Source organism: Variovorax sp. AB1(2024) (assembly GCF_037482385.2).
Lineage (GTDB): Bacteria > Pseudomonadota > Gammaproteobacteria > Burkholderiales > Burkholderiaceae_C > Variovorax.
In genome coordinates this window covers 736,106-758,594 of the sequence record NZ_JBBHKP020000001.1, presented here as the reverse complement: position 1 = coordinate 758,594, position 22,489 = coordinate 736,106, and the positions used below count along the sequence as shown (strand labels likewise).

The 22,489-nt window shown below is 66.1% G+C and carries 26 protein-coding genes; 14 read left to right on the top strand and 12 right to left on the bottom strand.

The features are described from left to right. Nucleotides 1-127 precede the first annotated feature (127 nt). From recA to WIX39_RS03695, 3 genes are read left to right on the top strand one after another with little or no spacing between them, the layout of a single operon-like run. The gene (gene recA, locus WIX39_RS03705) at nt 128-1,234 is read left to right on the top strand and encodes a recombinase RecA (RefSeq protein ID WP_081268704.1); all 1,107 of its coding nucleotides are present in this window, start codon (nt 128-130) and stop codon (nt 1,232-1,234) included. Nucleotides 1,235-1,282: 48 nt separating this feature from the next. Next, nucleotides 1,283-1,744 (top strand): recombination regulator RecX, encoded by a 462-nt coding sequence (gene recX, locus WIX39_RS03700; RefSeq protein WP_081268705.1) that lies wholly within the window; start codon nt 1,283-1,285, stop codon nt 1,742-1,744. Then, on the top strand, nt 1,725-2,159 hold the full coding sequence (locus WIX39_RS03695) for an SRPBCC family protein (RefSeq protein WP_409194535.1): 435 nt from the start codon (nt 1,725-1,727) through the stop codon (nt 2,157-2,159). Before recX ends, WIX39_RS03695 begins: the two co-directional genes overlap by 20 nt. A gap of 9 nt (nt 2,160-2,168) precedes the next feature. Here WIX39_RS03695 and WIX39_RS03690 read toward each other — a convergent pair whose 3' ends face one another. Genes WIX39_RS03690 through WIX39_RS03655 form a run of 8 tightly spaced genes read right to left on the bottom strand, consistent with a single transcriptional unit; the run spans nt 2,169 to nt 8,531 of the window. After that, a complete protein-coding gene (locus WIX39_RS03690; protein ID WP_409194534.1) occupies nt 2,169-3,278 on the bottom strand; it encodes a mandelate racemase/muconate lactonizing enzyme family protein in 1,110 nt (369 codons plus the stop codon). Between the two features lie 5 nt (nt 3,279-3,283). Next, nucleotides 3,284-4,105, bottom strand: a complete 822-nt coding sequence (locus tag WIX39_RS03685; RefSeq protein WP_081268708.1) for a transporter substrate-binding domain-containing protein — start codon at nt 4,103-4,105, stop codon at nt 3,284-3,286. Nucleotides 4,106-4,155: 50 nt separating this feature from the next. Beyond that, nucleotides 4,156-4,884, bottom strand: a complete 729-nt coding sequence (locus WIX39_RS03680) for an amino acid ABC transporter ATP-binding protein (protein ID WP_081268709.1) — start codon at nt 4,882-4,884, stop codon at nt 4,156-4,158. After that, complete coding sequence (locus WIX39_RS03675) at nt 4,868-5,515, bottom strand: amino acid ABC transporter permease (RefSeq protein ID WP_081268815.1); 648 nt, start codon at nt 5,513-5,515, stop codon at nt 4,868-4,870. Before WIX39_RS03675 ends, WIX39_RS03680 begins: the two co-directional genes overlap by 17 nt. A 25-nt stretch (nt 5,516-5,540) precedes the next feature. Then, nucleotides 5,541-6,224, bottom strand: a complete 684-nt coding sequence (locus WIX39_RS03670) for an amino acid ABC transporter permease (protein ID WP_409194533.1) — start codon at nt 6,222-6,224, stop codon at nt 5,541-5,543. Nucleotides 6,225-6,278: 54 nt separating this feature from the next. Continuing rightward, nucleotides 6,279-7,511 carry a UxaA family hydrolase gene (locus tag WIX39_RS03665; RefSeq protein WP_409194532.1) on the bottom strand — a complete coding sequence of 411 codons (1,233 nt, stop codon included), beginning with the start codon at nt 7,509-7,511 and terminating at the stop codon, nt 6,279-6,281. Between the two features lie 14 nt (nt 7,512-7,525). Continuing rightward, on the bottom strand, nt 7,526-7,852 hold the full coding sequence (locus WIX39_RS03660) for a UxaA family hydrolase (protein WP_081268712.1): 327 nt from the start codon (nt 7,850-7,852) through the stop codon (nt 7,526-7,528). Between the two features lie 7 nt (nt 7,853-7,859). Next, nucleotides 7,860-8,531 carry an RraA family protein gene (locus WIX39_RS03655; protein WP_409194531.1) on the bottom strand — a complete coding sequence of 224 codons (672 nt, stop codon included), beginning with the start codon at nt 8,529-8,531 and terminating at the stop codon, nt 7,860-7,862. Between the two features lie 229 nt (nt 8,532-8,760). On the opposite strand from WIX39_RS03655, the gene WIX39_RS03650 reads away from it, so the two are divergent. The 3 genes from WIX39_RS03650 to WIX39_RS03640 all read left to right on the top strand — a co-directional run bounded on the left by WIX39_RS03650 (nt 8,761) and on the right by WIX39_RS03640 (nt 11,176). After that, nucleotides 8,761-9,531, top strand: coding sequence for an SDR family oxidoreductase (locus WIX39_RS03650; protein ID WP_409194530.1), 771 nt, complete (start codon nt 8,761-8,763; stop codon nt 9,529-9,531). 10 nt (nt 9,532-9,541) lie between these two features. Continuing rightward, nucleotides 9,542-10,396, top strand: a complete 855-nt coding sequence (locus tag WIX39_RS03645; protein WP_081268715.1) for an IclR family transcriptional regulator — start codon at nt 9,542-9,544, stop codon at nt 10,394-10,396. 63 nt (nt 10,397-10,459) lie between these two features. Continuing rightward, a complete protein-coding gene (locus WIX39_RS03640; RefSeq protein ID WP_285413910.1) occupies nt 10,460-11,176 on the top strand; it encodes a hypothetical protein in 717 nt (238 codons plus the stop codon). 18 nt (nt 11,177-11,194) lie between these two features. Here WIX39_RS03640 and argC read toward each other — a convergent pair whose 3' ends face one another. Then, the gene (gene argC, locus WIX39_RS03635) at nt 11,195-12,118 is read right to left on the bottom strand and encodes an N-acetyl-gamma-glutamyl-phosphate reductase (protein WP_081268717.1); all 924 of its coding nucleotides are present in this window, start codon (nt 12,116-12,118) and stop codon (nt 11,195-11,197) included. A 204-nt stretch (nt 12,119-12,322) separates the two neighbouring features. On the opposite strand from argC, the gene sucC reads away from it, so the two are divergent. From sucC to WIX39_RS03595, 8 genes are all read left to right on the top strand, one after another. After that, nucleotides 12,323-13,489 (top strand): ADP-forming succinate--CoA ligase subunit beta, encoded by a 1,167-nt coding sequence (sucC, locus tag WIX39_RS03630; protein ID WP_081268718.1) that lies wholly within the window; start codon nt 12,323-12,325, stop codon nt 13,487-13,489. 10 nt (nt 13,490-13,499) lie between these two features. Beyond that, nucleotides 13,500-14,393, top strand: a complete 894-nt coding sequence (gene sucD, locus WIX39_RS03625; protein WP_081268719.1) for a succinate--CoA ligase subunit alpha — start codon at nt 13,500-13,502, stop codon at nt 14,391-14,393. A 119-nt stretch (nt 14,394-14,512) separates the two neighbouring features. After that, on the top strand, nt 14,513-15,196 hold the full coding sequence (locus WIX39_RS03620; protein WP_081268720.1) for a TerC family protein: 684 nt from the start codon (nt 14,513-14,515) through the stop codon (nt 15,194-15,196). Between the two features lie 26 nt (nt 15,197-15,222). Further along, complete coding sequence (locus WIX39_RS03615) at nt 15,223-16,032, top strand: Stp1/IreP family PP2C-type Ser/Thr phosphatase (protein ID WP_081268721.1); 810 nt, start codon at nt 15,223-15,225, stop codon at nt 16,030-16,032. Nucleotides 16,033-16,098: 66 nt separating this feature from the next. Next, nucleotides 16,099-16,749, top strand: coding sequence for an FHA domain-containing protein (locus tag WIX39_RS03610; protein ID WP_081268722.1), 651 nt, complete (start codon nt 16,099-16,101; stop codon nt 16,747-16,749). A gap of 51 nt (nt 16,750-16,800) precedes the next feature. Further along, nucleotides 16,801-19,053, top strand: coding sequence for a CHASE2 domain-containing protein (locus WIX39_RS03605; RefSeq protein ID WP_409194529.1), 2,253 nt, complete (start codon nt 16,801-16,803; stop codon nt 19,051-19,053). Between the two features lie 29 nt (nt 19,054-19,082). Next, complete coding sequence (locus WIX39_RS03600; RefSeq protein WP_409194528.1) at nt 19,083-19,886, top strand: 3',5'-cyclic-nucleotide phosphodiesterase; 804 nt, start codon at nt 19,083-19,085, stop codon at nt 19,884-19,886. Nucleotides 19,887-20,095: 209 nt separating this feature from the next. Then, nucleotides 20,096-20,608, top strand: a complete 513-nt coding sequence (locus WIX39_RS03595) for a pilin (RefSeq protein ID WP_409194527.1) — start codon at nt 20,096-20,098, stop codon at nt 20,606-20,608. A 152-nt stretch (nt 20,609-20,760) separates the two neighbouring features. Here the strand turns inward: WIX39_RS03595 and WIX39_RS03590 are convergent, their stop codons facing one another. The 3 genes from WIX39_RS03590 to WIX39_RS03580 all read right to left on the bottom strand — a co-directional run bounded on the left by WIX39_RS03590 (nt 20,761) and on the right by WIX39_RS03580 (nt 22,483). Beyond that, the gene (locus tag WIX39_RS03590; protein ID WP_409194526.1) at nt 20,761-21,084 is read right to left on the bottom strand and encodes a hypothetical protein; all 324 of its coding nucleotides are present in this window, start codon (nt 21,082-21,084) and stop codon (nt 20,761-20,763) included. 365 nt (nt 21,085-21,449) lie between these two features. Beyond that, on the bottom strand, nt 21,450-22,025 hold the full coding sequence (locus WIX39_RS03585) for a GspH/FimT family pseudopilin (RefSeq protein ID WP_409194525.1): 576 nt from the start codon (nt 22,023-22,025) through the stop codon (nt 21,450-21,452). Continuing rightward, complete coding sequence (locus tag WIX39_RS03580) at nt 22,022-22,483, bottom strand: type IV pilin protein (protein ID WP_409196316.1); 462 nt, start codon at nt 22,481-22,483, stop codon at nt 22,022-22,024. The genes WIX39_RS03585 and WIX39_RS03580 overlap by 4 nt, the downstream gene beginning before the upstream one ends. Between the last annotated feature and the right edge of the window lie 6 nt (nt 22,484-22,489).

Here is a 22,489-nt window from a genome sequence, read left to right as displayed (position 1 = left end):
AAACTGACCAAAAAACAGGTTTACGCAGCGGCATCAGCCCCTACACTACTGTTCAAGCATCCAGCCTGTGGTTAAAAGCAGATGGGTGAAACCAGACACAAACCGTTGATATTCAAGGAGTTTCCACATGGACGCAGTCGTCAAGGGCGCAAGCATCTCGGTCGCCAACAGTGAAAAAGCCAAGGCGCTGCAAGCCGCGCTGGCCCAGATCGAAAAGCAGTTCGGCAAGGGCACGATCATGCGGCTCGGCGAAGGCGAGGCGCTGGAAGACATCCAGGTGGTCTCCACCGGTTCGCTGGGCCTGGACATCGCGCTGGGCGTCGGCGGCCTGCCGCGCGGCCGCGTCATCGAAATCTACGGCCCTGAATCCTCGGGCAAGACCACGCTCACGCTGCAGGTCATCGCCGCCATGCAGAAGCAGGCCGGCACCTGCGCCTTCGTCGACGCAGAACACGCCCTCGACGTGCAATACGCCCAGAAGCTCGGCGTCAACCTGTCCGACCTGCTGATCAGCCAGCCCGACACCGGCGAGCAGGCCCTCGAAATCGTCGATTCGCTGGTGCGCTCGGGCGCCGTCGACCTGATCGTGGTCGACTCGGTCGCCGCGCTCACGCCCAAGGCCGAAATCGAAGGCGAAATGGGCGACTCGCTGCCCGGCCTGCAGGCCCGCCTGATGAGCCAGGCGCTGCGCAAGCTCACCGCCACCATCAAGAAGACCAACTGCATGGTCATCTTCATCAACCAGATCCGCATGAAGATCGGCGTGATGTTCGGTTCGCCCGAAACCACCACCGGCGGCAATGCGCTGAAGTTCTACGCCTCGGTGCGCCTGGACATCCGCCGCATCGGCACCATCAAGAAGGGCGACGAGGCCATCGGCAACGAAACCAAGGTGAAGGTGGTGAAGAACAAGGTCTCGCCCCCGTTCAAGACGGCGGAGTTCGACATCCTGTTCGGCGAAGGCATCAGCCGCGAAGGCGAGATCATCGACATGGGCGTGACCGCCAAGATCGTCGACAAGTCGGGCGCCTGGTATGCCTACAACGGCGAGAAGATCGGCCAGGGCCGCGACAACGCGCGCGAGTTCCTGCGCGAGAACCCCGAGCTGTCGCGCGAGATCGAGAACAAGGTGCGCGAGTCGCTGGGCATTCCGCTGCTGGCCGCCGATGCCGGCTCCACGCCCGAGAAGCCGCAGAAGGCCGCCAAGGCCGAGAAGGCGGACAAGGGCGAGTAACAAGCCCCCGAGCGCGGTCCCCTGCCGGGCCGCGCGAGCGGTTCCCGCATGGCATTCGACGCCCCGTCCCTCAAAGGCCGCGCACTGCGCCTGCTGAGCCAGCGCGAGCATTCGCGCCTGGAGCTGGAGCGCAAGCTCGCCAAGCATGAAGAAGAGCCCGGCACGCTGGCCAAGGCGCTCGACGAGCTGGCCGCCAAGGACTTCATCAGCGAGCCGCGCGTGGTGGCCTCGGTGCTCAACCAGCGCGCGGCCCGCTCCGGCGCGCTGCGGGTGAAGCAGGAACTGCAGGCCAAGGGCATTGCGCCCGAGGCCATCGCCGAAGCGGTGGCCGGCCTGCAGGAAACCGAGGTGGAGCGCGCCACCGCCCTCTGGCGCCGCCGCTTCGACGCCGCGCCCGCCGACGCGAAGGAACGGGCCAAGCAGATGCGATTCCTGATGGCGCGCGGTTTCTCGGGCGCCGTCGTGTCCAAGGTACTCAGGAGCGACTTCGATGAAATCGACGACGAATGAAGGCAGTGCTGCCGTCCAGTCCCGCGTCATCACGCAGCGCGTGGCCTGCGAATGGCGCCGCGCCTATGTGCTGGCGGCCGATCCGAAGCGCCTGCCCGACTGGGCCAGCGGCCTTTCGAAGAGCGCGCTGGTGCCGCACGGCGACCACTGGATCGTGCGCACGCCCGAGCGCGGCGACGCCCGCATGCGCTTCGCGCCGTGCAACGACTTCGGCGTGCTCGACCACTGGGTCGCGCCCGAAGGCGTGCCCGAGGTCTACCTGCCTTTTCGCGTGATCGGCGTCGGGTCCGACGCCTGCGAGCTGCAGTTCACGCTGTTGCGACAGCCGCACATGGACGACGCGGCCTTCGAGCGCGACGCCGGCTGGATCGCGCGCGACCTGCAGTCGCTGCGCAGCCTTATCGAAGCCGACTGACCGGCCGGCTCAGCCGCGCAGCACCAGCGGCGTGAACTTGCGCCGCGCCTTCAGCTGGTCGGCATCCCACTCGATGCCCAGCCCGGGCGTTTCCGGCGCCACCGCATGCCCGTCCTCGATGCGCAGGCGGCTTGTCGTCAGGTCGTCGAGCTGCGGGATGTATTCGACCCAGCGCGCATTCGGCACGGCGGCGCACAGGCTCACGTGCAGCTCCATCAGGAAGTGCGGGCACATCGCGATGTTGTGCGCCTCCGCGAGGTGCGCGATCTTCAGCCACGGCGTGATGCCGCCCACCCGCGCCACGTCGGCCTGAACGATGGAGCAGGCGCCCTGCTGGATGTATTCGGCGAACTGCGACGGGTGGTACATCGACTCGCCCACCGCGATCGGCACCGATGTGCTGGCCAGCAGCTGCGCATGCGCGCGCACATGCTCGGCCGGCATCGGCTCCTCGAACCACGCGAGGTCGAGCGGCGCGTACTGGCGCGCACGGCGGATGGCCTCGGCCACGGTGAAGCTCTGGTTGGCATCCACCATCAGCTCGAAATCCGCGCCGACCGCTTCGCGCACGGCCGACAGGCGCGCGATGTCCTGCGCCACGTGCGGCTTGCCGACCTTGATCTTCGCGCCCAGGAAGCCGTCGGCCCTGGCGGCCAGTGTCTGCTCCACCAGCTGCGAGGGCTCGATGTGAAGCCAGCCGCCTTCGGTGGTGTAGACCGGCACGCGCTGCTGCGCGCCGCCGGCCAGCTTCCACAGCGGCAAGCCTGCCGCCCGCGCGTTGCGGTCCCACAGCGCGGTGTCGATCGCCGCCAGCGACAGGCTGGTGATCGCGCCCACGGCGGTGGCGTGCGTGTGGAAGAACAGGTCGCGCCAGATGGCCTCGTACTGCTGCGGGTCGCGCCCGATCAGCCGCGGCGCCAGGTGGTCGTTCAGCAGCGCCACGATGGACGAGCCGCCCGTGCCGATGGTGTACGTGTAGCCGGTGCCCGACGAGCCGTCGTCGCAGCGCACCGTGACCATCACGGTTTCCTGCGTCACGAAGGACTGGATGGCGTCGGTGCGCCTGACCTTCGGCGCGATGTCGATCTGCGCGATCTCGACCTGGTCGATCTTCGCCATCGCGATCAGCCTGCGTTGCGCGTCACGTCGGCCGGCAGGTCGGCGCCGTGGAACTTCTTGTAGATGGTGTTGAGCTCGCCGCTCTTGAGCTGCGCCTTCACGAACTCGTCGAGCCTGGCCTTCAGGCGCGGTTCGTTCTTGCGCATGCCGATGGCCATCATGTTGACCTTCATGGTGAACTTGGGCTCCATCTGCTTGGCCGGGTTCTTGTCGTTGATGGTCTTCAGCAGCGGCGGCGCGGTGGCGAAGATGTCGGCCTGACCGCTCACCACGGCGGTGATGGAGGTGGCGTCGTCGTCGAAGCGAACGATCTGCGCGCCGGCCGGCAGGATCTTCGTCACTTCCTGGTCGTTGGTGGTGCCGCGCGTGGCGATCACTTTCTTGCCCGCGAGGTCCGCCGGGCCCGTGATGTTCATGCTCTTGGGCGCGCCCACCACGGCCAGGATGGCGGCGTAGGGCACCGAGAAGTCGACCACCTTCTCGCGCTCGGGCGTGACCGACATGCTGGAGATCACGATGTCCGCCTTGTCGGTCTGCAGGAAGGGAATGCGGTTGGCGCCGGTGGTCGGCACGATCTCCAGTTCGAGGCCCAGGCTCTTGGCCAGCAGGCGCGCGGTTTCGACGTCGGAGCCGGTGGCGTTGAGCTTCTCGTCCTTCAGGCCGTAGGGCGGCACGGCCAGGTCGATGGCCACGCGGATCTTCTTGGCGGCCATGATGGTGTCGAGCTGGTCGGCATGCGCCGCGCCGCCGGCGAAGGCGAGCGGCAGTGCCAGTGCGAGCGCGGAAAGCAGTGCGCCGCGGCGCCGGGCGAGGAAAGAGCGGGTCATCGATGGTCTCCTGGAGTTGTTGATGAAAGCGGGTTTCGGTGGCGCGCGGCTCAAAGTCCGGTGCCGATGAACTGGCGCAGCTCCGGCGTCTGCGGATTGCCGAGGATGCTGGCGTCGCCCTCCTCCCACACCAGCCCCTGGTGCATGTAGATGACCTTGTCGGCCACGCCGCGCGCGAAGGCCATCTCGTGCGTGACGAGGATCATGGTCATGCCTTCGGAGGCGAGCTTCTCCATCACCTTGAGCACTTCGCCGGTGAGCTGCGGGTCGAGCGCGGAAGTGACTTCGTCGAACAGCATGAGCTGCGGCTTCATCGCGAGCGAGCGCGCGATGGCCACGCGCTGCTGCTGGCCGCCGGAGAGCTGCTCGGGGTAGGCATCGGCCTTCTCGGCCAGGCCCACGCGCTCGAGCACTTCCATGGCGATGGCGCCGGCTTCCGAGCCGCTCATCTTCTTCACCGACTGCGGCGCGAGCGTGATGTTCTGCTTCACCGTGAGGTGCGGGAACAGGTTGTAGCTCTGGAACACGATCCCCACGTCCTTGCGCAGCGCGCGCAGGTTCAGGGCGGGGTCGTGCACCGCGTGGCCGCAGCACCGGATGGTGCCGCTGTCGATGGTCTCCAGCCGGTCGATGCAGCGCAGCGCCGTGCTCTTGCCCGAGCCGCTCTGGCCGATGATCGCCACCACCTGCCCGCGCTGGACCGAGAACGACACGCCCTTGAGCACATGCAGCTTGCCGAAGTGCTTGTGGACGTCGTTGAGTTCAACCACGGGCTGCATTGAGCTTCCTTTCAAGGGCGCGACTCCATCGCGAGAGCGGGTAGCAAAGAATGAAATACAGAACCACCGCGCACCCGAAGTACAGGAAGGGCTGGAAGGTCGAGTTGTTCAGCACCTTGGCGTTGTAGGAAAGCTCGGCATAGCCGACCACCAGCGACGCGATCGACGTGTTCTTGATGATCTGCACCAGGAAGCCCACCGTGGGCGGCGTCGCGATGCGCAGCGCCTGCGGCAGGATCACGCGTCGCATGCGCTCGATGCGCGTGAGCGCCAGGCATTCGGCTGCTTCCCACTGGCTGCGCGGCACGGCCTGGATGCAGCCGCGCCAGATTTCGCCGAGGAAGGCGCTGGCGTACACGGTGATGGCCAGCGCTGCCGCCGCCAGCGCGGGCACGGAGCCGATGCCCGCGATGTTGGGCCCGAAGAAGCACACGCCCATCAGCACCAGCAACGGCGTGCCCTGGATCACCTGGATGTAGCCCGCGGCCGCCACGCGCACCGCCTTCACCGGCGACACGCGCGCCAGCGCCACCGCGAGCCCGATGAGCCCGCCGCCGATGAATGCGAGCGCCGAGAGCTGCAGCGTGCCCCACGCGCCCATCAGGAGAAAGCCGAAGTGCTCGGCCGGCATGAATGTCATGGCGCGGGCCTCTTCTTCACAGCGGCGTGCCGAGCTTGCGCCGGCGCGGGAACACGATCATGCCGAGCAGCCAGAAACCCAGGCGCATGGCGTACGACAGCGCCAGGTACACCACCCACAGCACGATGAAGATCTCGAAGTTGCGGAAGGTGTCCGACTGGATGCGGTTGGCCACTCCGAAGAGCTCTTCCGCGCCGATCGACGACATGATGCTGGAGGCCAGCATCAGCAGCACGAACTGGCTGGCGAGCGCCGGGTACACGCGCTCCACCGCCGGGCGCAGGATCACGTGCCAGAACACCTGCGGCTTCGAAAGCCCCAGGCACTCGGCCGCCTCGAGCTGGCCCTTGTGGATCGACTCGATGCCCGCGCGGATGATCTCGCAGCTGTACGCGCCGATGTTCACCACCAGCGCCAGCACCGCGCCCACCATGATCGGCATCGTCACGCCCGCGCTCGACAGGCCGAAGATCAAGAAATAGCTCTGGATCAGCAGCGGCGTGTTGCGGATCGCCTCCACGTAGCCGCCGGTCAGCCCGCGCAGCCAGCCGTGCCGGCTGTTGCGGCCCAGCGCGCAGACGGTGCCCAGCGCGAAGCCCAGCACGGTGGCCAGGAAGGACAGCTGCACGGTCGTCCACGCGCCTTCGAGCAGCAGCGGCCACTGCTCGAGCACGGGCATGAAGTCGAACTGGTAGTTCAATGCGTCGGGCTCCGTAAGTCCATTGAAGAAAAAGACAGGAAGGAAAAGGCGCGGCTACGCGGCGCGCGCAAGCGGCAGGCACGAAGGCCCGAGCGGCTCGAAGGCCTTGTAGGTCAGGATGAATTCGCGGTGCCCCAGCGCTTCGGACTTGGTGGCGGCGCCATCGGCCACGCGGCGCACCGCGTCGAAGATCTCCTCGCCCACTTCCTGCAGCGTGCCGCGCCCTTCGAGGATGCGGCCGGCATCGACGTCCATGTCCTCGTGCAGCCGGCGGTAGGTGTCGGGGTTCGCGCAGACCTTGATGACCGGCGACACCGCCGAACCCACCACCGAGCCGCGCCCCGTGGTGAAAAGAATGACGTGTGCGCCGCAGGCGATGAGCTCGACGATCTCGGCGTTGTCGCTGATGTTCGGAAAGCCGAAGCGCGGCTCGCCGTCGGGCACCACGTCCAGCAGGTAGAGGCCGCCCTGCGGTGGTACATCGCCGGGCTTGACGATGCCGTTGATCGGCGAGGCGCCGCTCTTGGCGTACGCACCCAGCGATTTCTCCTCGATGGTCGAGAGCCCGCCGTCGGCGTTGCCCGGCGCGAAGCTGCCGTGGCCCATGGTGCTGTAGTAGCGCGCGGCCTTGTTCACGCATTCGACGATGGCCTGGCCGAGTTCCGGCGTGGCGGCGCGCCGCTGCATGTGGAACTCGCAGCCGATCAGCTCGCCGGTTTCCTCGAAGATGCAGCGCGCGTCCCGCGCGATCAGCAGGTCGAAGGCGCGGCCCACGGCCGGGTTGGCGGTAATGCCGCTGGTGCCGTCGGAGCCGCCGCAGATGGTGCCCACCACGAGCTCGCTCAGGTCCATGGGCACGCGTTGCTGCTGCGCCAGTTCGGCCAGCGCCCACTGCACCCACTGCGTGCCTTCGCGGATGGTGCTGCGCGTGCCGCCCTCCTGCTGGATCGTGAGCGTGTGCACCGGCCGGCCCGAGGCGGCGACCGCTTCTTCCAGCTTGCGCTTGTTCATGCTCTCGCAGCCCAGCGATATCAGCAGCGCCGCACCCACGTTGGGGTGCGTGGCAATCGCCTGCATCATGCGTTCGGCGTACTCGTTCGGATAGCAGCCGGGGAAGCCGACGAGATGCACTTCGGACTCGCCGTCCTGCTGGCGGAAGTCGAGCGTGATCTCGCGCGCCACGTGATGCGCGCATTCGACCAGGTAGGCCACGACCACGACGTTGCGGATGCCCTTGCGGCCGTCGGCGCGCGGGAAGCCGCGGATCTGGAATTCGGGAGCGTTCATGCGGGGAGGGCGCCTCAGGCGTGGCCGACGAAGGTCTTGCCCTCGTCCAGCGTGTAGGTCGGCGTGTAGTCGCTGTCGAGGTTGTGCGTGTGGATGTGCTCGCCCGCCGCGACCGGCGCGTGCAGGCTGCCGATGACGGCGCCGTACTTCAGCACCTTCTCTCCGGCGGCGATGGCATGGCGCGCGAGCTTGTGGCCCAGGCCGATGTCCCTGGCCAGCACGGCGGTGCCGCCCTCGAGCTGCACGGCGGTGCCGGCGGCGAGATGGGTGCAGGCGATCAGGCAGTTGTCGCCGGGCGAGAGCAGCACCAGCCGGGCGTCGATGGATTGCGGGGTCGGCATCCGTCGCTCAGAACTTGCGGTACTTGAGGTAGGCCTCTTGCGGGTCGGTGCCCGCGAGGATGGCGGTGCGCACGAGGTTCTCGCGGCCCATCATGTGCTCGGCCTCGGTGATGACGGCGTCGGCCTGCGCGAGCGGCAGGCAGATCACGCCGTCGGTGTCGGCCAGCAGCAGGTCGCCGGGGTTCACCGTGACGTCACCGATGCGCACCGGCACGTCCATCGCGTCGGGCAGCCAGTAGCCGACGATGTCGCGCGGCGTGAAGTAGCGGTGCCACACCTGGAAGCCCTGCTGCAGGATGAATTCGGCGTCGCGCACGCCGCCGTCGGCGATCACGCCCAGCACGCCCTTGCGGCCCAGCGTCTCGGCCGAGAGCTCGCCCATGTGAGAGACGGTCGAGTCGTTGGGCTGGATCACGGCAATGTGGCCCGGCTTGGCGCGCGAGAGAAACCCGGTCCAGGCCATCAGCGTCTCGTGGGGATCGGCCGTGGGGTCGACGCGGCCGTTCACCGTGAAGGCCGGGCCGCAGAGCTTCTGGCCGGCGATCAGCGGGCGCAGCGTGGGCGGCAGCGTGAAGTCGCGCAGGCCCGCGGCGCGCATCACGTCGTGGAGGATGCCCGTGTAGCAGGCCTGCAGGCGCGGAAGCAGCGAAGTAGCCGGGGCATCGGAAGCGTGGGCCATGAATATGTCTCGTTTTCTTAGGTAAAACTAAATTTCATTAATGAGGTTAGCAGCGGGGTACTCGCCTGACGCTGGGGTTTGCGCCTATTCGAGGGTATTTACCAATGAATCGGCGAGCCGGCTCGGGTTTTTGAGGAGGCTTGAAGGCTTGCCTGTCGCGTATATTTGATTTCATCAGTGAAATTTGTATTTCACTTGTGCCGCAACCATCACTCAAAGGACACCGCCAATGACTTCTCGCGTTCAGGGAAAGAACATCCTCGTCACCGCCGCCGGCAAGGGCATAGGCCGGGCCAGCGCGTTGGCGCTGGCGCGCGAGGGCGGCACGGTGTGGGCCACCGACGTGGACGAAGCCGCGCTGGCCGAACTCGCCGCGCTGGCCCGCGAAGAAGGGCTGGCGGGGCTGAAGACCGCCACGCTCAACGTGCGCGACAACGCCGCGGTGCAGGCCTTCGCGCAGGCCACGGGGCGGCTGGACGTGCTCTTCAACTGCGCCGGCTTCGTGCACAGCGGCAACATCCTGGCCTGCGAGGAGGCCGACTGGGACTTCAGCATGGACCTCAACGCGAAGTCCATGTACCGCACCATCCGCGCCTTCCTGCCGGCGATGCTGGAGCGCGGCGGCTCGATCATCAACATGGCCTCGGCCGCGTCGAGCGTGAAGGGCGTGCCCAACCGGTTCGTGTACGGCGCCTCGAAGGCCGCTGTCATCGGGCTGACCAAGGCGGTGGCGGCTGATTTCATCCAGCAGGGCGTGCGCTGCAACGCGATCTGCCCGGGCACGGTGGAGTCGCCCTCGCTGCGCGACCGGATCTCGGCGCAGGCCCAGCAGGCCGGCACCGACGAGGCCGCGGTGCGCGCCGCCTTCGTGGCGCGCCAGCCGCTGGGGCGCGTCGGCAAGCCCGAGGAAATCGCCGCGCTGGTGGTGTACCTGGCTTCCGACGAGTCGGGCTTCACGACCGGCGCCATCCATATGATCGACGGTGGATGGTCGAACTGAACGGGGAACGATGAAGCAAGCAGCACCAGCGCCGCAAGAGCAACAGGGCCGGGAAGGCCACGAAGAGGCCGCGCCGGAAGGCGAGGGCGCGCTGCGCTACGCCGCGCCGGCCCTGGAGAAGGGGCTGGACATCCTGGAGGCGCTGGCCGACAGCGTCTCCGGCTACACGCTCAACGAGCTGGCGCAGAAGGTCGGGCGCAAGGTCAGCGAGATCTTCCGCATGGCGGTGACCCTGCAGCGGCGCGGCTTCGTGCAGGTCGACGAGAACGACCGCTACACGCTCACGCTGCGCATGTTCGAGCTGGCGCATCGCCAGCAGCCGCTCAAGAGCCTGGTGAGCGTGGCGCTGCCGCTGCTGCGCGAACTGGCCAACCGCTCGCGCCAGTCGTGCCACCTGGCCATGTACCAGGGCGGGCGCGTGGTGGTCATCGCGCAGGTCGAGAGCCCGGAGCGCTGGTCCTTCGGGCTCAAGGTGGGCGTGGTGATGGGGCTCACGGACACCTCCTCGGGCCACGTGCTGCTGGCGTTCCGCGACGAGATCGACCGCGCCCGCATGCTGCGCGCCCACATCGGCGTGGAAGGCGAGCTGGAGATGGACCCGGGGGAGCTCTTCGCCATCCTGCAGGACGTGCGAGAGCGCGGCTACTCGGCCATGCCGAGCAAGCAGACCCGCGGCATCACCAACATCGCGTTCCCGGTGATGGGGGCGGCCGACCATGTCATCGCGTCGATCAACGTGCCGTACATCGAGCGCATCGACCAGAAGTCCGCACCTGACGCGGTGCAGGTGCGCGGCATCGTGGGCAACATCGCCGGGCGGCTGTCGGCGCTGATGGGGGCCAGCGGCTACAACGACAACGAGTAGCGCGAGGGCAAGGCAGGGTGGGGCGGTGGCATCATCCGTGGCAAAACTACGGAGGAGCCTTCCATGTCATCTGATCCCGTCGGCCAGCAGTCTCTGGTGCGCACCGGCGCCAAGGCCGGCCTGTCCTTTGCCGGGTCCGTCATCAAGGGCGGCCTGCTCGGCGTCGTGCTGGGCGGCGGCGTTTTCTTCTTCTATCTGAGCCAGCTGCAGGGGCCGGGCAACGTGGCCGCGCGTGCGGGCGGCGTCGGCGCGCTGGTGGCGCTCGTCACCTCGCCGCCGCTGCTGGTGGCGCTGTTGCTGCTGCTGTTCGTGGTCGTCTACGTGATGCTGGGCGTGCACCAGGGGCGCGCGCGTGCGATGCAGCATCTGGTCGCGGCGCGCGGGGAGGCCGTGTCGCAGCGGCTGGCCGGCGGCATCGCCGGCCGCATCGAGGCGATGCCGCGCACGCAGGGCGTCCTGCATCGCGCGGCCGACTGGCTGTCGGTCGATGCCTTGAGCAAGCAGCTCGCGCCGGTGCTGGGCGAGGGCAGGGCGGTGCGCTCGGTGGTGGCCTTCGTGCTGAACCGCCTGCCGATGAGCGAGATGCTGGCCGAATGGCAGCAGAGCCGCGCCGAGCATGGCGCCCCTGCCGCGGGCGAAGACCCCGCGCTGCGCGCTCTGCTCACGCGCCGCATCAACGAGACGCTGCAGGACATGGCGACGCCCTCGCGCAAGCCGCTTTACATCGCGCTGGGCGCGCACGCGGCGCTGTTGGGCGTGGGGCTATGGCTGGTGAACTGACGAGCGCGCGGCTGGCGCTCAGAGCGCCAGCATCAGCTTCAGGTTCTGCACCGCGGCGCCGCTGGCGCCCTTGCCGAGGTTGTCCAGGCGCGCGATCACCACGGCGTGGCGGTGATCTTCATTCGGGAACACGCGGATCTCGAGGTTGTTGGTGTCGTTGAGCGCCAGCGCTTCGAGCTTGCCGTCTTCCGTGGGCGGCAGCACCTTCACGAACTGCTCGGGCGTGTTGCTCCGGGCATAGTGCGCAGCCAGGGCGTCCTGCAGGTCGCCGGCCTTCGGCTTGCCGGGCAGCAGGTCGAGGTGCAGCGGCAGCTGCACCAGCATGCCCTGCTTGAAATTGCCCACCGACGGGATGAACACCGGCCTGCGGGTGAGGCCGGTGTAGGTCATGATTTCGGGGATGTGCTTGTGCTTCAGGCCCAGCGCGTAGATCTCGAACAGCGGGGCCTCGCCCTTTTCGTAGGCCTCGATCATGGTCCGGCCGCCGCCCGAGTAGCCGCTCACGGAGGGCAGCGAAATCGGGAAATCGGCGGGCAGCAGGCCAGCGTCCACCAGGGGGCGCACCATCGCGATGGCGCCGGTGGCGTAGCAGCCGGGGTTGCCGACGCGATCGGCCTTCGCCACGGCCTGCCAGTGGCCTTCGGTGAGTTCGGGAAAGCCGAACACCCAGCCGGGAGCGATGCGGTGCGCCGTGGAGGCGTCGATGATCTTGGGCTTCCTGCCCGGCAGCTGGTCGATCAGCGCAACCGATTCGCGCGCCGCGTCGTCGTGCAGGCACAGCACCACCAGGTCGACAGCCGCCATCAGGTCCCGCTTGGCATTGGCGTCTTTTCGCAGTTCCGGAGCGATGCTCACGAGTTCGACCTGCGGCATCGTCTGGAGCCGTTCGCGGATTTGCAGGCCGGTGGTACCGGCTTCGCCGTCGATGAAAACCTTGGCCATGATGGAGTTTGCCCGGGGTAGCTAGAAGAAAGTACGTATTGACCGCAACCCCACGTACAGTATTGGTGCGGCGCACCATGATACAGTCCGCGGTTGTTCGCCGCCCCCAGCCGTCAGGCTGCCGTCGCCCGCGAGCAACAGAGCAGAAACACTCTCACCCCAGATCTCCCGTTCTCAACCTCCTCCTTCCGAGAGACATCCCTCATGAAGATTCACGAGTACCAAGGCAAGGAAATCCTTGCCAAGTTCGGCGTGCCGGTGCCGCGCGGCATCCCGGCCTATACGGTCCAGGAGGCGGTGGAAGCCGCCCAGAAACTTGGAGGCCCGGTGTGGGTCGTCAAGGCCCAGATCCACGCGGGTGGCCGCGGCAAGGGCGGTGGCGTCAAGGTCGCCAAGACCATCGAAGACGTCAAGAAGCTCGCCGGCGAGATCCTCGGCATGCAGCTCAAGACGCACCAGACCGGCCCCGAAGGCCAGAAGGTCCGCCGCCTCTACATCGAAGACGGCGCCGACATCCAGAAGGAATACTACGTCTCGGCAGTGACCGACCGCGCCACCCAGAAGGTGGCGTTCATCGCTTCGAGCGAAGGCGGCATGGACATCGAGGAAGTGGCCCACTCCTCGCCCGAGAAGATCATCACCGTGTTCGCGGACCCGGCCCTGGGCCTGACCGACGAACAGGCCAAGCAGATCGCCGACGGCATCGGCATTCCGGCCGACTCCACCGCGCAAGCCGTGGACATCTTCAAGAAGCTCTACACCTGCTACATGGAGACGGACGCCTCGCTGGTCGAGATCAACCCGCTCAACCGTGACAGCAAGGGCAACATCGTCGCCCTGGACGCCAAGTTCAACTTCGACAGCAACGCGCTGTTCCGCCACCCCGAAATCGTGGCCCTGCGCGACCTCGACGAAGAAGACGCGGCCGAAGTCGAAGCCTCGAAGTTCGACCTCGCCTACATCTCGCTGGACGGCAACATCGGCTGCCTGGTGAACGGTGCCGGCCTGGCCATGGCCACCATGGACACCATCAAGCTGTTCGGCGGCGAGCCGGCCAACTTCCTGGACGTGGGCGGCGGCGCCACCCCCGAGAAGGTCACCGAAGCCTTCAAGATCATGCTGAAGAACAAGAACGTGGAAGCCATCCTCGTGAACATCTTCGGCGGCATCATGAAGTGCGACACCATCGCCACCGGCGTGATCGCGGCCTGCAAGGCCGTGAACCTGCAAGTGCCGCTGGTCGTGCGCATGAAGGGCACCAACGAAGTCGAAGGCAAGAAGCTGCTGGCCGATTCGGGCCTGCCGATCATCAGCGCCGACACCATGGCGGAAGCGGCCCAGAAGGTCGTGGCAGCAGTCAAGAAGGCCTAAGGAACAAGTCATGTCGATCTACATCAACAAAGACACCAAAGTCATCACGCAAGGCATCACCGGCAAGACCGGTCAGTTCCACACTGAAAAGTGCCAGGAATACGCGAACGGCAAGAACGCCTTCGTGGCCGGCGTGAACCCGAAGAAGGCCGGCGAGTCGATCTTCAACATCCCGATCTTCGGCTCGGTCAAGGAAGCCGCCACGCAGACCGGCGCCACCGTGTCGGTGATCTACGTGCCGCCGGCAGGCGCCGCGGCCGCCATCTGGGAGGCCGTCGAAGCCGACCTGGACCTGGCGATCTGCATCACCGAAGGCATTCCGGTCCGCGACATGCTCGAAGTGCGCAACAAGATGAAGGCCAAGGAAGCGGCTGGCGGCAAGAAGACGCTGCTGCTGGGCCCGAACTGCCCCGGCCTGATCACGCCCGACGAAATCAAGATCGGCATCATGCCCGGCCACATCCACCGCAAGGGCCGCATCGGCGTGGTCTCGCGCTCGGGCACGCTGACGTACGAAGCCGTGGCTCAACTGACGGAAATCGGCCTGGGCCAATCGTCGGCAGTCGGCATCGGCGGCGACCCGATCAACGGCCTGAAGCACATCGACGTGATGAAGGCTTTCAACGACGATCCGGACACCGACGCGGTCATCATGATCGGCGAAATCGGCGGCCCGGACGAGGCTGACGCAGCCCGCTGGTGCAAGGACAACATGAAGAAGCCGGTCGTCGGCTTCATCGCCGGTGTCACCGCCCCTCCCGGCAAGCGCATGGGCCACGCCGGCGCGCTGATCTCCGGCGGCGCCGACACGGCCGATGCCAAGCTCTCCATCATGGAAGAATGCGGCTTCACCGTGACGCGCAACTTCTCGGAACTGGCCAAGCTGCTCAAGGCCAAGCTGTAAGAAACGGCCCCTAGACACCGGCCGCAGAGCCGGGTCATGCGAGGACCACGCAGAAATTAAAAAGCGCCCGCACTGGATTGCGGGCGCTTTTTTCAATAAAACACAGTGGGATCAGAGACATGGAAATTCTTCAAAGCACGGACTTCTGGTTAGGTCTGCTCAAGATCGTCTGGATCAACATCATCTTGTCGGGCGACAACGCGGTGGTGATTGCGATGGCGGCGCGCTCGTTGCCGCCCGCGCAGCAGAAAAAGGCCGTCCTGTTCGGTTCGGGAGCGGCCGTTGTGCTGCGCATCGTGCTGACGGTGGTGGCGGCCAAGCTGCTGGCGCTGCCTTACCTGCAGATCATCGGCGGCATGCTGCTGCTGTGGATCGGCATGCAGCTGCTCAGCGAGGACGACGAGGACGACGGCGAGTCCAAGGAATACGGCAGCATGATGGCGGCCGTGCGCACCATCCTCCTGGCCGACCTGGTGATGAGCCTGGACAACGTGATTGCCGTCGCGGCCGCCGCTCAGGGCAGCATGGTCCTGCTGATCCTGGGCCTGGCCATCAGCATTCCGTTGGTGATTTTCGGCAGTACCCTCATGATCAAGCTCATGGAACGCTTCCCGATCATCGTCATGCTGGGCGCCGCGCTGATCGGCTGGGTCGGCGGCGAGACCATCGTGAGCGACGTCGCGCTGCGCGACGTGCTGGCGGCCAATCCCTGGTTGCACTATGCAGCGGCTGCGGCCGGTGCGGTGTTTGTCGTGGCCGCGGGCCGCTTGATGCAACGGCGCGCGCACGCCGCTGCTCACTGATTTCGCGAAGTCTGCGCTGACAAACCATGGCGAGTGTCGGCGTCTCCCTGTTCTCCACCCGTCCACCGCTGACTTGGGAGTTCGCAGCACTGACCGATGTCGGCAGGCTGCGCGCCCACAACGAAGACGCCGTACATGTGGACTCCGCGCTGGGGCTGGCCCTGCTGGCCGATGGCATGGGCGGTTACAAGGGCGGCGAGGTGGCGAGCGCCATGGCTGTCTCGCTGCTGCACGCCAGCTTCGGCCGCTGGTTCGCCCAGGCCGGCATGCAGGCGCCGGCCCGGGTGGTGCGGCGTGCGCTGCAGGCCGCCACCGACGAGGCCAACAGCGCCATCCTGCAAGCCGGCACCACCAACCCCGAACTGCAGGGCATGGGAACGACGCTCGTGCTGGCGGCCTTCCGGCCGCAGCGCGTGGTGGTCGGGCACATCGGAGATTCGCGCTGCTACCGGGTGCGCAACAACAAGCTCGAACTGCTCACGCGTGACCATTCGCTGCGCCAGCAGCAGCTCGACGCGGGTGCCATCACCCCCGAGGAGGCGCTCAATTCGCCAACCCGCAATCTCGTGACCCGGGCGGTCGGCGTGGAGGCCCAGGTCCTGCTGGAAATGCATGAGCACAGCGCAAGGCCGGGCGATCTCTATATGCTTTGCTCCGACGGACTGAGCGAGATGATTTCCGATGAGCAGCTTTTCACGCTTCTAGAACACGATGTCGGGCTTCAGAAAAAAGCTTCGCTTTTGGTTGCAATTGCCAACGAGAATGGCGGCAGGGACAATATTTCGGTTGTTCTGGCAAGAGCAGGCGTTGCGCAAGCGCCTCGCGCAGCCAAGTAGCAGGCCCCAGCGGTACCCCACCGCTGCGCTTGCAGTCATTCAAGCTTTGCAATCGGGGAGTCGGCAATGCCGAAGATGATCATTTCGGTCGATGGCGTTGTCATCGGGCAAGTGGCGCTCGCCAAGGAACGCACGACGCTGGGACGTCGCGCCTACAACGACATCGTGATCGACAACCTGGCAGTCAGCGGCGAGCACGCCGTGCTGCACATGAGCGATGGTGACGTCGAAATTGAAGATCTCAACAGCACCAACGGCACCTACGTCAATGCGCTCGCCATCCAGAAGCAGGCGCTCAAGGACAACGACGTCATCGAGGTCGGAGGTTGCCGCATCCATTTCCGTGCCCGCAGCAACCTGGCCGTCGGCCCCGGTTCCGTGCGCAATCCCGTGGGCGAATATTCGCCGGCCACGCCGCTGTCTTCGGCGCCCACGGAATCGGGCGCGCTCGTCGAGCTTGGCATTCCCGTGCTGCGGGTGCTGGCCGGCCCCAACGAAGGCCAGGACGTCGCGCTGCAAAAGGTCGTCACCACCATCGGCAAGCCCGGTGTGGCCGTGGCCGTCGTCACGCGCCGGCGGCAAGGCTACGTGGCGGCGGGCGTCGAAGGCAACGTCACGCTCAACGGCCTGCAACTGGGCACCGAGGCAGTCGCCCTGCAGGAGCGCGACGTGCTCGAGCTTGGCGGCACCGCGCGCATGCAGTTCGTGCGGGTCTGATTCCTTTCCCCCCAGGTTTCGTGGCGGCGTGAACCGCACGGACGGCGCGCCGTGAGCGTGCTGCGGCGGCACTGGCCGCGCATCGTGATCAGCCTGCTGCCGGTGCTGCTGGCGCTGGCGCACGCCACCGGCGCCTGGCCGCTCAGCGCGCTCGAGCGCCTCGACCGCCTGATCTACGACATCCGCCTGCGCGCGACCATGCCGCGCACGCTCGACCCGCGCGTGGTGATCGTCGATGTCGACGACGCCAGCCTCGCGCGCCAGGGGCAGTGGCCCTGGGCGCGCGACAAGATCGCCGGCCTCACCACCGAGCTGCTGGACCGCCAGCAGGCGGCTGTGCTGGGTTTCGACGTCATGTTCCTCGAGCCCGACCGGAGTTCCGGCCTCGAGAGGTTGCGGGCAATGGCAGCCGGCCCCCTTCGCGGCATGCAGGGGCTCGCTGCCGAGATCGAGCGGCTCGCCCCCGCGCTGGACCACGACGCCACCCTCGCCAAGTCGCTGGAAGGCCGGCCGGTGGCGCTCGGCTACTACTTCACGCGGACCGGCAAGCCGAGCACCAAGGGGCAATTGCCCGACGCGCCCCTGCTGCCGGTCGACGCGTTTCCCGCAGGCGGCATCTACGCTTCCAGCTGGAACGGCTTCGGCGCCAGCCTGCCGGCGCTCGCCAAGGCCGCACCCACCGCGGGCTTCCTGAACACACTGGTCGGCGCACAGGGCGACGGCGTGATCCGCAGCGTGCCCCTCATTGCCCGCTATCAAGGCGACCAGGCCCAGCCCGGCTACTACGAGTCGCTCGCGCTCGCGGTCTACCGGCTGGCGAACGGCTTGCCGCCCGTGCGTCCGGCCTTTGCCTCCGGCGGCGCCGTGCCGCGGCTCGAATCGCTGCGGATCGGCCAGTTGCGCGTGCCGGTCGACCAGACCGCCAGCATGGAGGTGCCGTTTCGTGGCCCGGGCGGCGCTGGCGGCGGATCGTTCCGCTACATCCCGGCCGCCGACGTGCTCGAAGGACGCCTCGGCCCCGGCGAGCTGAAAGGAAAGATCGTGCTCGTCGGCGCCACCGCGCCGGGCCTGCAGGACCTGCGCGCCACCCCCGTCGAAGCCGCGTTCCCGGGCGTGGAAGTGCACGCCAACGTCGTCTCCGGCCTGCTCGACCAGCGGCTGTTCAGCGTGCCGGACTATGCGCCGGGCTACGAAGTGCTGAGCGTGCTGGTGACGGGGCTGCTGCTGGCCTTCGGCCTGTCGCTGCTGTCGGCGCCGCGCGCGGTGCTGCTGGTCGCGGCAACCATCGCCGGGCTGGTCGGGCTCAATTCCTGGCTCTTCGTGGGGTACGGCCTCGTGCTGCCGCTGGCATCGGCCCTTGCCATGACCATGCTGGCTTTCGTGCTCAGCATGAGCTGGGGCTACTTCGTCGAATCTCGCGCGCGGCGCGGGCTCGTTCGGCTCTTCGGCACCTATGTTCCGCCGCAGCTGGTCGACGAAATGCTGGTCCAGCCGGACCGCTACAGCATGCGCGCCGAAAGCAAGCAGATGACCGTGATGTTCTGCGACATGCGCGACTTCACCCGCCTGTCGGAGCAAATGACCCCGGCGCAGCTCCAGGCCTTCCTCAACACCGTGTTCAGCCGGCTCACCGACGTGATCAGCGCGCACCGCGGCACCGTCGACAAATACATGGGCGACTGCGTCATGGCCTTCTGGGGCGCGCCCATCGACGCGCCCGACCACGCCGCATTGGCCGTGCGCGCCGCGCTCGGCATGGCCGACGCCGTGCGCGACATCAACAGCGCCAACCGCGCCGGCGGCCGCCCGGAGATCAGCGTGGGCATCGGCATCAACAGCGGCGTCATGAGCGTGGGCGACATGGGCTCGGCCGCGCGGCGCAGCTACACCGTCGTCGGCGACGCGGTCAATCTCGCGTCGCGCCTCGAAGGCCTGAGCGGCCACTACGGGGTGGAGATCGTCGCCAGCGGCGCCACCCAGGAACTGGCGCCCGGCTACGTCTGGCAGGAGCTCGACAGCGTGCGCGTCAAGGGCAAGGCGCAGGCCGTGGCCGTGTTCACCCCCCTGGCCGAGCGCACGCCCGAAGCCGAAAAACAGGCCCAGCCGATGCTCGAGCGCTGGGGCGCCGTGCTCGCCGCCTACCGCCGCCAGGACTGGGCCATGGGCCGGAACTTGCTGGCCCCCTTGCTCGCCGCGGATGCCAAAAAAGTCCTTTACCAGCTCTACGCCCAGCGTTTAGCCTCCATGGCGTTGCGACCCCAGGATCCGAACTGGGACGGCGCAACCCGGTTCGAAACCAAATGACGACAGACACACACAAGGGGTCTTTCACAATGCAGGTTCGTGTGCTGGGTTGCTCAGGCGCCATTGCCAAAGACTGCCGCACCACCTCGTTCCTGGTCGACACCGACCTGCTCGTCGATGCGGGCACCGGCGTGGGCGACCTCTCGCTCGAAGAAATGGCCGCCATCGACGACGTGGTTCTGACGCACTGCCACCTCGACCACATCGCCGCCCTGCCCCTGATGCTCGACGCCATCGGCAGCCGCCGCTCCAGACCGCTGCGCGTGCATGCGCTGCGCGCCACCATCGAAGCGCTGCGCGCTCACGTATTCAACAACGTCATCTGGCCCGACTTCGAGAGCATTCCCAGCCCTGAAGCGCCGTTCGTGAGCTTTCACGACATCGAGGTGGGGCAGATGCTGCAGCTGGGCAGCTGTGCGCCCAAGTCGATCGAGGTGCTGCCGGCCGTGCACACCGTGCCGGCCTGCGGCTTTGCCGTGCGGCGGGCTTCCGGCGGGGCGAACTGGGTCTTCAGCGGTGACACCGAACGCAACCCGCCGTTCTGGGACCGGGTGAACGCGCTGGATGTGGCGATGCTGGTGATAGAGACGGCCTTCAGCAACAGGGAGCAGGCGCTGGCCGAGCGCAGCTTGCATTTGTCACCGGTGATGCTGGCAGGCGAACTGGCGCGGATCGACCCGGCGAAGCAGTTTCCGATCTACATCACGCATACCAAGCCGGCGGAAACCGACGAGATCATGAGCCAGATCGAGGCGCTGGGAGAGCATCAGGTGGCGGGGGTGGCGCACCGGGATATCCGGTGGTTGAAGGCAGATGGAGTGTTGACTTTCTGATGCATCGGCAGACCTTGCCGGTTGACATATTTGTCATGCAAGAAGCATCTGGACACAAAATGTGTCGCATCGTGTTACACGTTGGTAAACAAAGGTGACGCGTTCGGTCGACAGAAGGCTGGTTTGGAGGGTGGCACAGATGCTGCGGAAGTTCTCTCGCTCCGGGCAGGTTCCCGGGCGTAACAACCAACCAACCTGGAGTTAGTTCAATGAATCGTCGTACTCTCGCCCGCCGCGCACAGGCCGGCTTTACCCTTATCGAATTGATGATCGTTGTGGCGATCATTGGTATCTTGGCTGCTGTGGCGCTGCCGGCTTATCAGGACTACGTGGTTCGTTCACGAGTAACTGAAGGTCTGGCGCTCGCCAGTGGTGCAAAAACGGCAATTTCCGAGAATGCCGCTCAAGGCGCCGGGTTTGCAAATGGCTACGTTCTCCCTGCCGCAACGCCTAACGTCGCGAGCGTTGCTGTGGCAGATCTGACCGGTGTGATCACCATTACCTATACCGCAGCTGCTGGCGGCGGCACCGTTTCGCTCACGCCAACCTCGGGTGGCACCGCTCTTGTTGGAACCGCACTGACTACCGCGCCGACCACCACGGTCGCTGGTGCAGGTGGCAGTTCTACAGTCCCGACGGGCGGTTCGATCGAGTGGCTGTGCCGTCCGGGCGCAACGACGCCGATGCCCGTCAAGTTCTTGCCCGCTTCGTGCCGCCCCTAAATGGCGCTGCCGATGTAAAAAAGCCGCCCTCGGGCGGCTTTTTTTTACGTTGGACGGATTTATCTGGTGAGCAAAGCTAAATAAATCGAGGATTTACGGCCAGCGCCGAGACGATTTGAGAACCGCAGGCTTGGAGCTTTGAAAAAACGAGGTCAGACTCCAATTGATACTCTGTCACTCAGCGCAATACGCAGCGATCGAACCGTGATTTCGGCTGCCTCGATTCGGCGCCCCAACTCATCGTTGACCAGCCAGACCAAGGCGCTGAATTCAGAACGCGTCGGAAACACCTCTTCCGTGTCGTTCACGTGGTGCGGAGCGATGAGTTTTTCGAGACACGTGTAGGCGCGCCGCACAATTTGCAGGCTGTCGATGTCATCGCATGCCTGTAGAGCAAGCGATTCCGCGCTGAAGGATTCAGAAGACTCAGGGGGGAGCGGAGGAGCGTGCGCAGACGCGCATGCGGATGTAGCCATGAAAGGCCTCCAAGTGATTGCAGCTTTCAAAAACTGCCGTCACGAGACCAATCGGGGCGGCAGCTCGACGGGTTGGTCTACCGGGCAACCACTTGCGTGAAACCGGCCGGGCTTGCGCCCGCCCGCCGAGCCGCCAAAACTGGAGGCACGAACAACGAAGCCGCAGACCTGCGGGGGAAACTGGGGCTTGTATCGCAGTGATTGCACGGGAGACCAATCCCGATCACGCCGTCTTCCGGCATGACTGGCGCAGTATAGCTACGCAGTTACACCGAAAGACCTGTACTCCGATTCCGATTGCCGTGGACTTGAAGCTGCTTCGTGCTTCCTCGGTTCGCGGGCGCGATTCGGTAGCGCGGACGCGGCTACTCTGTCGCCGAAGTCGTACAGGTTGCGTCCGTAGCAGGCTGGCAGGCGCGGACGCGCCCGGTCTTTGCGATCACCACGATCCGCGTCTGGTTTGTCTTTTCCGCACCCGAAATGTCGTTGCGTTCGATCTTCAGCGTGGCTGACTGGAAGGTCGAATCGCTGGTCTGTGTATAACCCGAGGGATTGAACATGACGTACGCAGGGCTGCCCTGAGCCGTCCCCTGACCCGTCGCCGAAAAGTAGCTCTGCAGCGCGCCCTGCTGCACGATGAGGATGTCCGATCCGTTGAATTGCTGGTTGTTGTCTGTGTCGACAAACACGGTCCAGCCAGTTGCCCAGTTGTTATTCTCGCGAGGCACAACCACGGCCTGTCGACCTCGCTTCATCGCCTCACCCCTCGCGGCGCTGAGTGCGGCCACGAAAGAATTGGCCGCCGACGTCAGCTCCGAATTGCGCTGGAAAGCAACAAAATTTGGCGCAGCAATCACCAGCAAGACTGCTGCGACGGCAATCGTCACCATCAGTTCGATCAGCGTGAAGCCGATGTTCTGGCGCTGGCTAGATCGTTTCATGGCCAGCACAGCCTGAACTTGGCATCCGTCGAGGCGATGTTGCAGGTCTTTGCGCCCGTGCTGCTGAGGGTCAGCGGGCCGACGACGGAATCCGTTCCCGTGGGCGTTGCGGTCAGAAGCACACACTCGGTGAGTGCCTGGCTACCGCATTTGGCTGCAGAGAGCCAATAGGCCGGGTTGGATGAGCTATCGCCCGAGAAATTCTTGAAGGGAAGCGGCGTCGGCAAGGTCGTGGTTGCCTGGGTGACCGCGCCCGTATTGCTGGTCGTGAAATCGAGGTAAGCATTGCGCTGCGTCATGTACCGCTCCTGCTGCTGCATGAGTTCGAGCAACGCCGTGCGCGCCTGTGCACGCCGGCCTTTCAGCACCGAATCTGTATACGCCGGATACGCAATAGCCGCGAGGATCCCGATCACAGCCACGACGATCATCAATTCGATGAGCGTGAAGCCGCCCATGGAGGC

What these genes read in the sequence shown, in the direction of transcription:
- recA (WP_081268704.1), top strand. Translation starts at nt 128, where the DNA reads ATGGACGCAGTCGTCAAGGGCGCAAGCATCTCGGTCGCCAACAGTGAA.
- recX (WP_081268705.1), top strand. Translation starts at nt 1,283, where the DNA reads ATGGCATTCGACGCCCCGTCCCTCAAAGGCCGCGCACTGCGCCTGCTG.
- WIX39_RS03695 (WP_409194535.1), top strand. Translation starts at nt 1,725, where the DNA reads ATGAAATCGACGACGAATGAAGGCAGTGCTGCCGTCCAGTCCCGCGTC.
- WIX39_RS03690 (WP_409194534.1), bottom strand. Translation starts at nt 3,278, where the DNA reads ATGGCGAAGATCGACCAGGTCGAGATCGCGCAGATCGACATCGCGCCG.
- WIX39_RS03685 (WP_081268708.1), bottom strand. Translation starts at nt 4,105, where the DNA reads ATGACCCGCTCTTTCCTCGCCCGGCGCCGCGGCGCACTGCTTTCCGCG.
- WIX39_RS03680 (WP_081268709.1), bottom strand. Translation starts at nt 4,884, where the DNA reads ATGCAGCCCGTGGTTGAACTCAACGACGTCCACAAGCACTTCGGCAAG.
- WIX39_RS03675 (WP_081268815.1), bottom strand. Translation starts at nt 5,515, where the DNA reads ATGCCGGCCGAGCACTTCGGCTTTCTCCTGATGGGCGCGTGGGGCACG.
- WIX39_RS03665 (WP_409194532.1), bottom strand. Translation starts at nt 7,511, where the DNA reads ATGAACGCTCCCGAATTCCAGATCCGCGGCTTCCCGCGCGCCGACGGC.
- WIX39_RS03660 (WP_081268712.1), bottom strand. Translation starts at nt 7,852, where the DNA reads ATGCCGACCCCGCAATCCATCGACGCCCGGCTGGTGCTGCTCTCGCCC.
- WIX39_RS03655 (WP_409194531.1), bottom strand. Translation starts at nt 8,531, where the DNA reads ATGGCCCACGCTTCCGATGCCCCGGCTACTTCGCTGCTTCCGCGCCTG.
- WIX39_RS03650 (WP_409194530.1), top strand. Translation starts at nt 8,761, where the DNA reads ATGACTTCTCGCGTTCAGGGAAAGAACATCCTCGTCACCGCCGCCGGC.
- WIX39_RS03645 (WP_081268715.1), top strand. Translation starts at nt 9,542, where the DNA reads ATGAAGCAAGCAGCACCAGCGCCGCAAGAGCAACAGGGCCGGGAAGGC.
- WIX39_RS03640 (WP_285413910.1), top strand. Translation starts at nt 10,460, where the DNA reads ATGTCATCTGATCCCGTCGGCCAGCAGTCTCTGGTGCGCACCGGCGCC.
- argC (WP_081268717.1), bottom strand. Translation starts at nt 12,118, where the DNA reads ATGGCCAAGGTTTTCATCGACGGCGAAGCCGGTACCACCGGCCTGCAA.
- sucC (WP_081268718.1), top strand. Translation starts at nt 12,323, where the DNA reads ATGAAGATTCACGAGTACCAAGGCAAGGAAATCCTTGCCAAGTTCGGC.
- sucD (WP_081268719.1), top strand. Translation starts at nt 13,500, where the DNA reads ATGTCGATCTACATCAACAAAGACACCAAAGTCATCACGCAAGGCATC.
- WIX39_RS03620 (WP_081268720.1), top strand. Translation starts at nt 14,513, where the DNA reads ATGGAAATTCTTCAAAGCACGGACTTCTGGTTAGGTCTGCTCAAGATC.
- WIX39_RS03615 (WP_081268721.1), top strand. Translation starts at nt 15,223, where the DNA reads ATGGCGAGTGTCGGCGTCTCCCTGTTCTCCACCCGTCCACCGCTGACT.
- WIX39_RS03610 (WP_081268722.1), top strand. Translation starts at nt 16,099, where the DNA reads ATGCCGAAGATGATCATTTCGGTCGATGGCGTTGTCATCGGGCAAGTG.
- WIX39_RS03600 (WP_409194528.1), top strand. Translation starts at nt 19,083, where the DNA reads ATGCAGGTTCGTGTGCTGGGTTGCTCAGGCGCCATTGCCAAAGACTGC.
- WIX39_RS03595 (WP_409194527.1), top strand. Translation starts at nt 20,096, where the DNA reads ATGAATCGTCGTACTCTCGCCCGCCGCGCACAGGCCGGCTTTACCCTT.
- WIX39_RS03590 (WP_409194526.1), bottom strand. Translation starts at nt 21,084, where the DNA reads ATGGCTACATCCGCATGCGCGTCTGCGCACGCTCCTCCGCTCCCCCCT.
- WIX39_RS03585 (WP_409194525.1), bottom strand. Translation starts at nt 22,025, where the DNA reads ATGAAACGATCTAGCCAGCGCCAGAACATCGGCTTCACGCTGATCGAA.
- WIX39_RS03580 (WP_409196316.1), bottom strand. Translation starts at nt 22,483, where the DNA reads ATGGGCGGCTTCACGCTCATCGAATTGATGATCGTCGTGGCTGTGATC.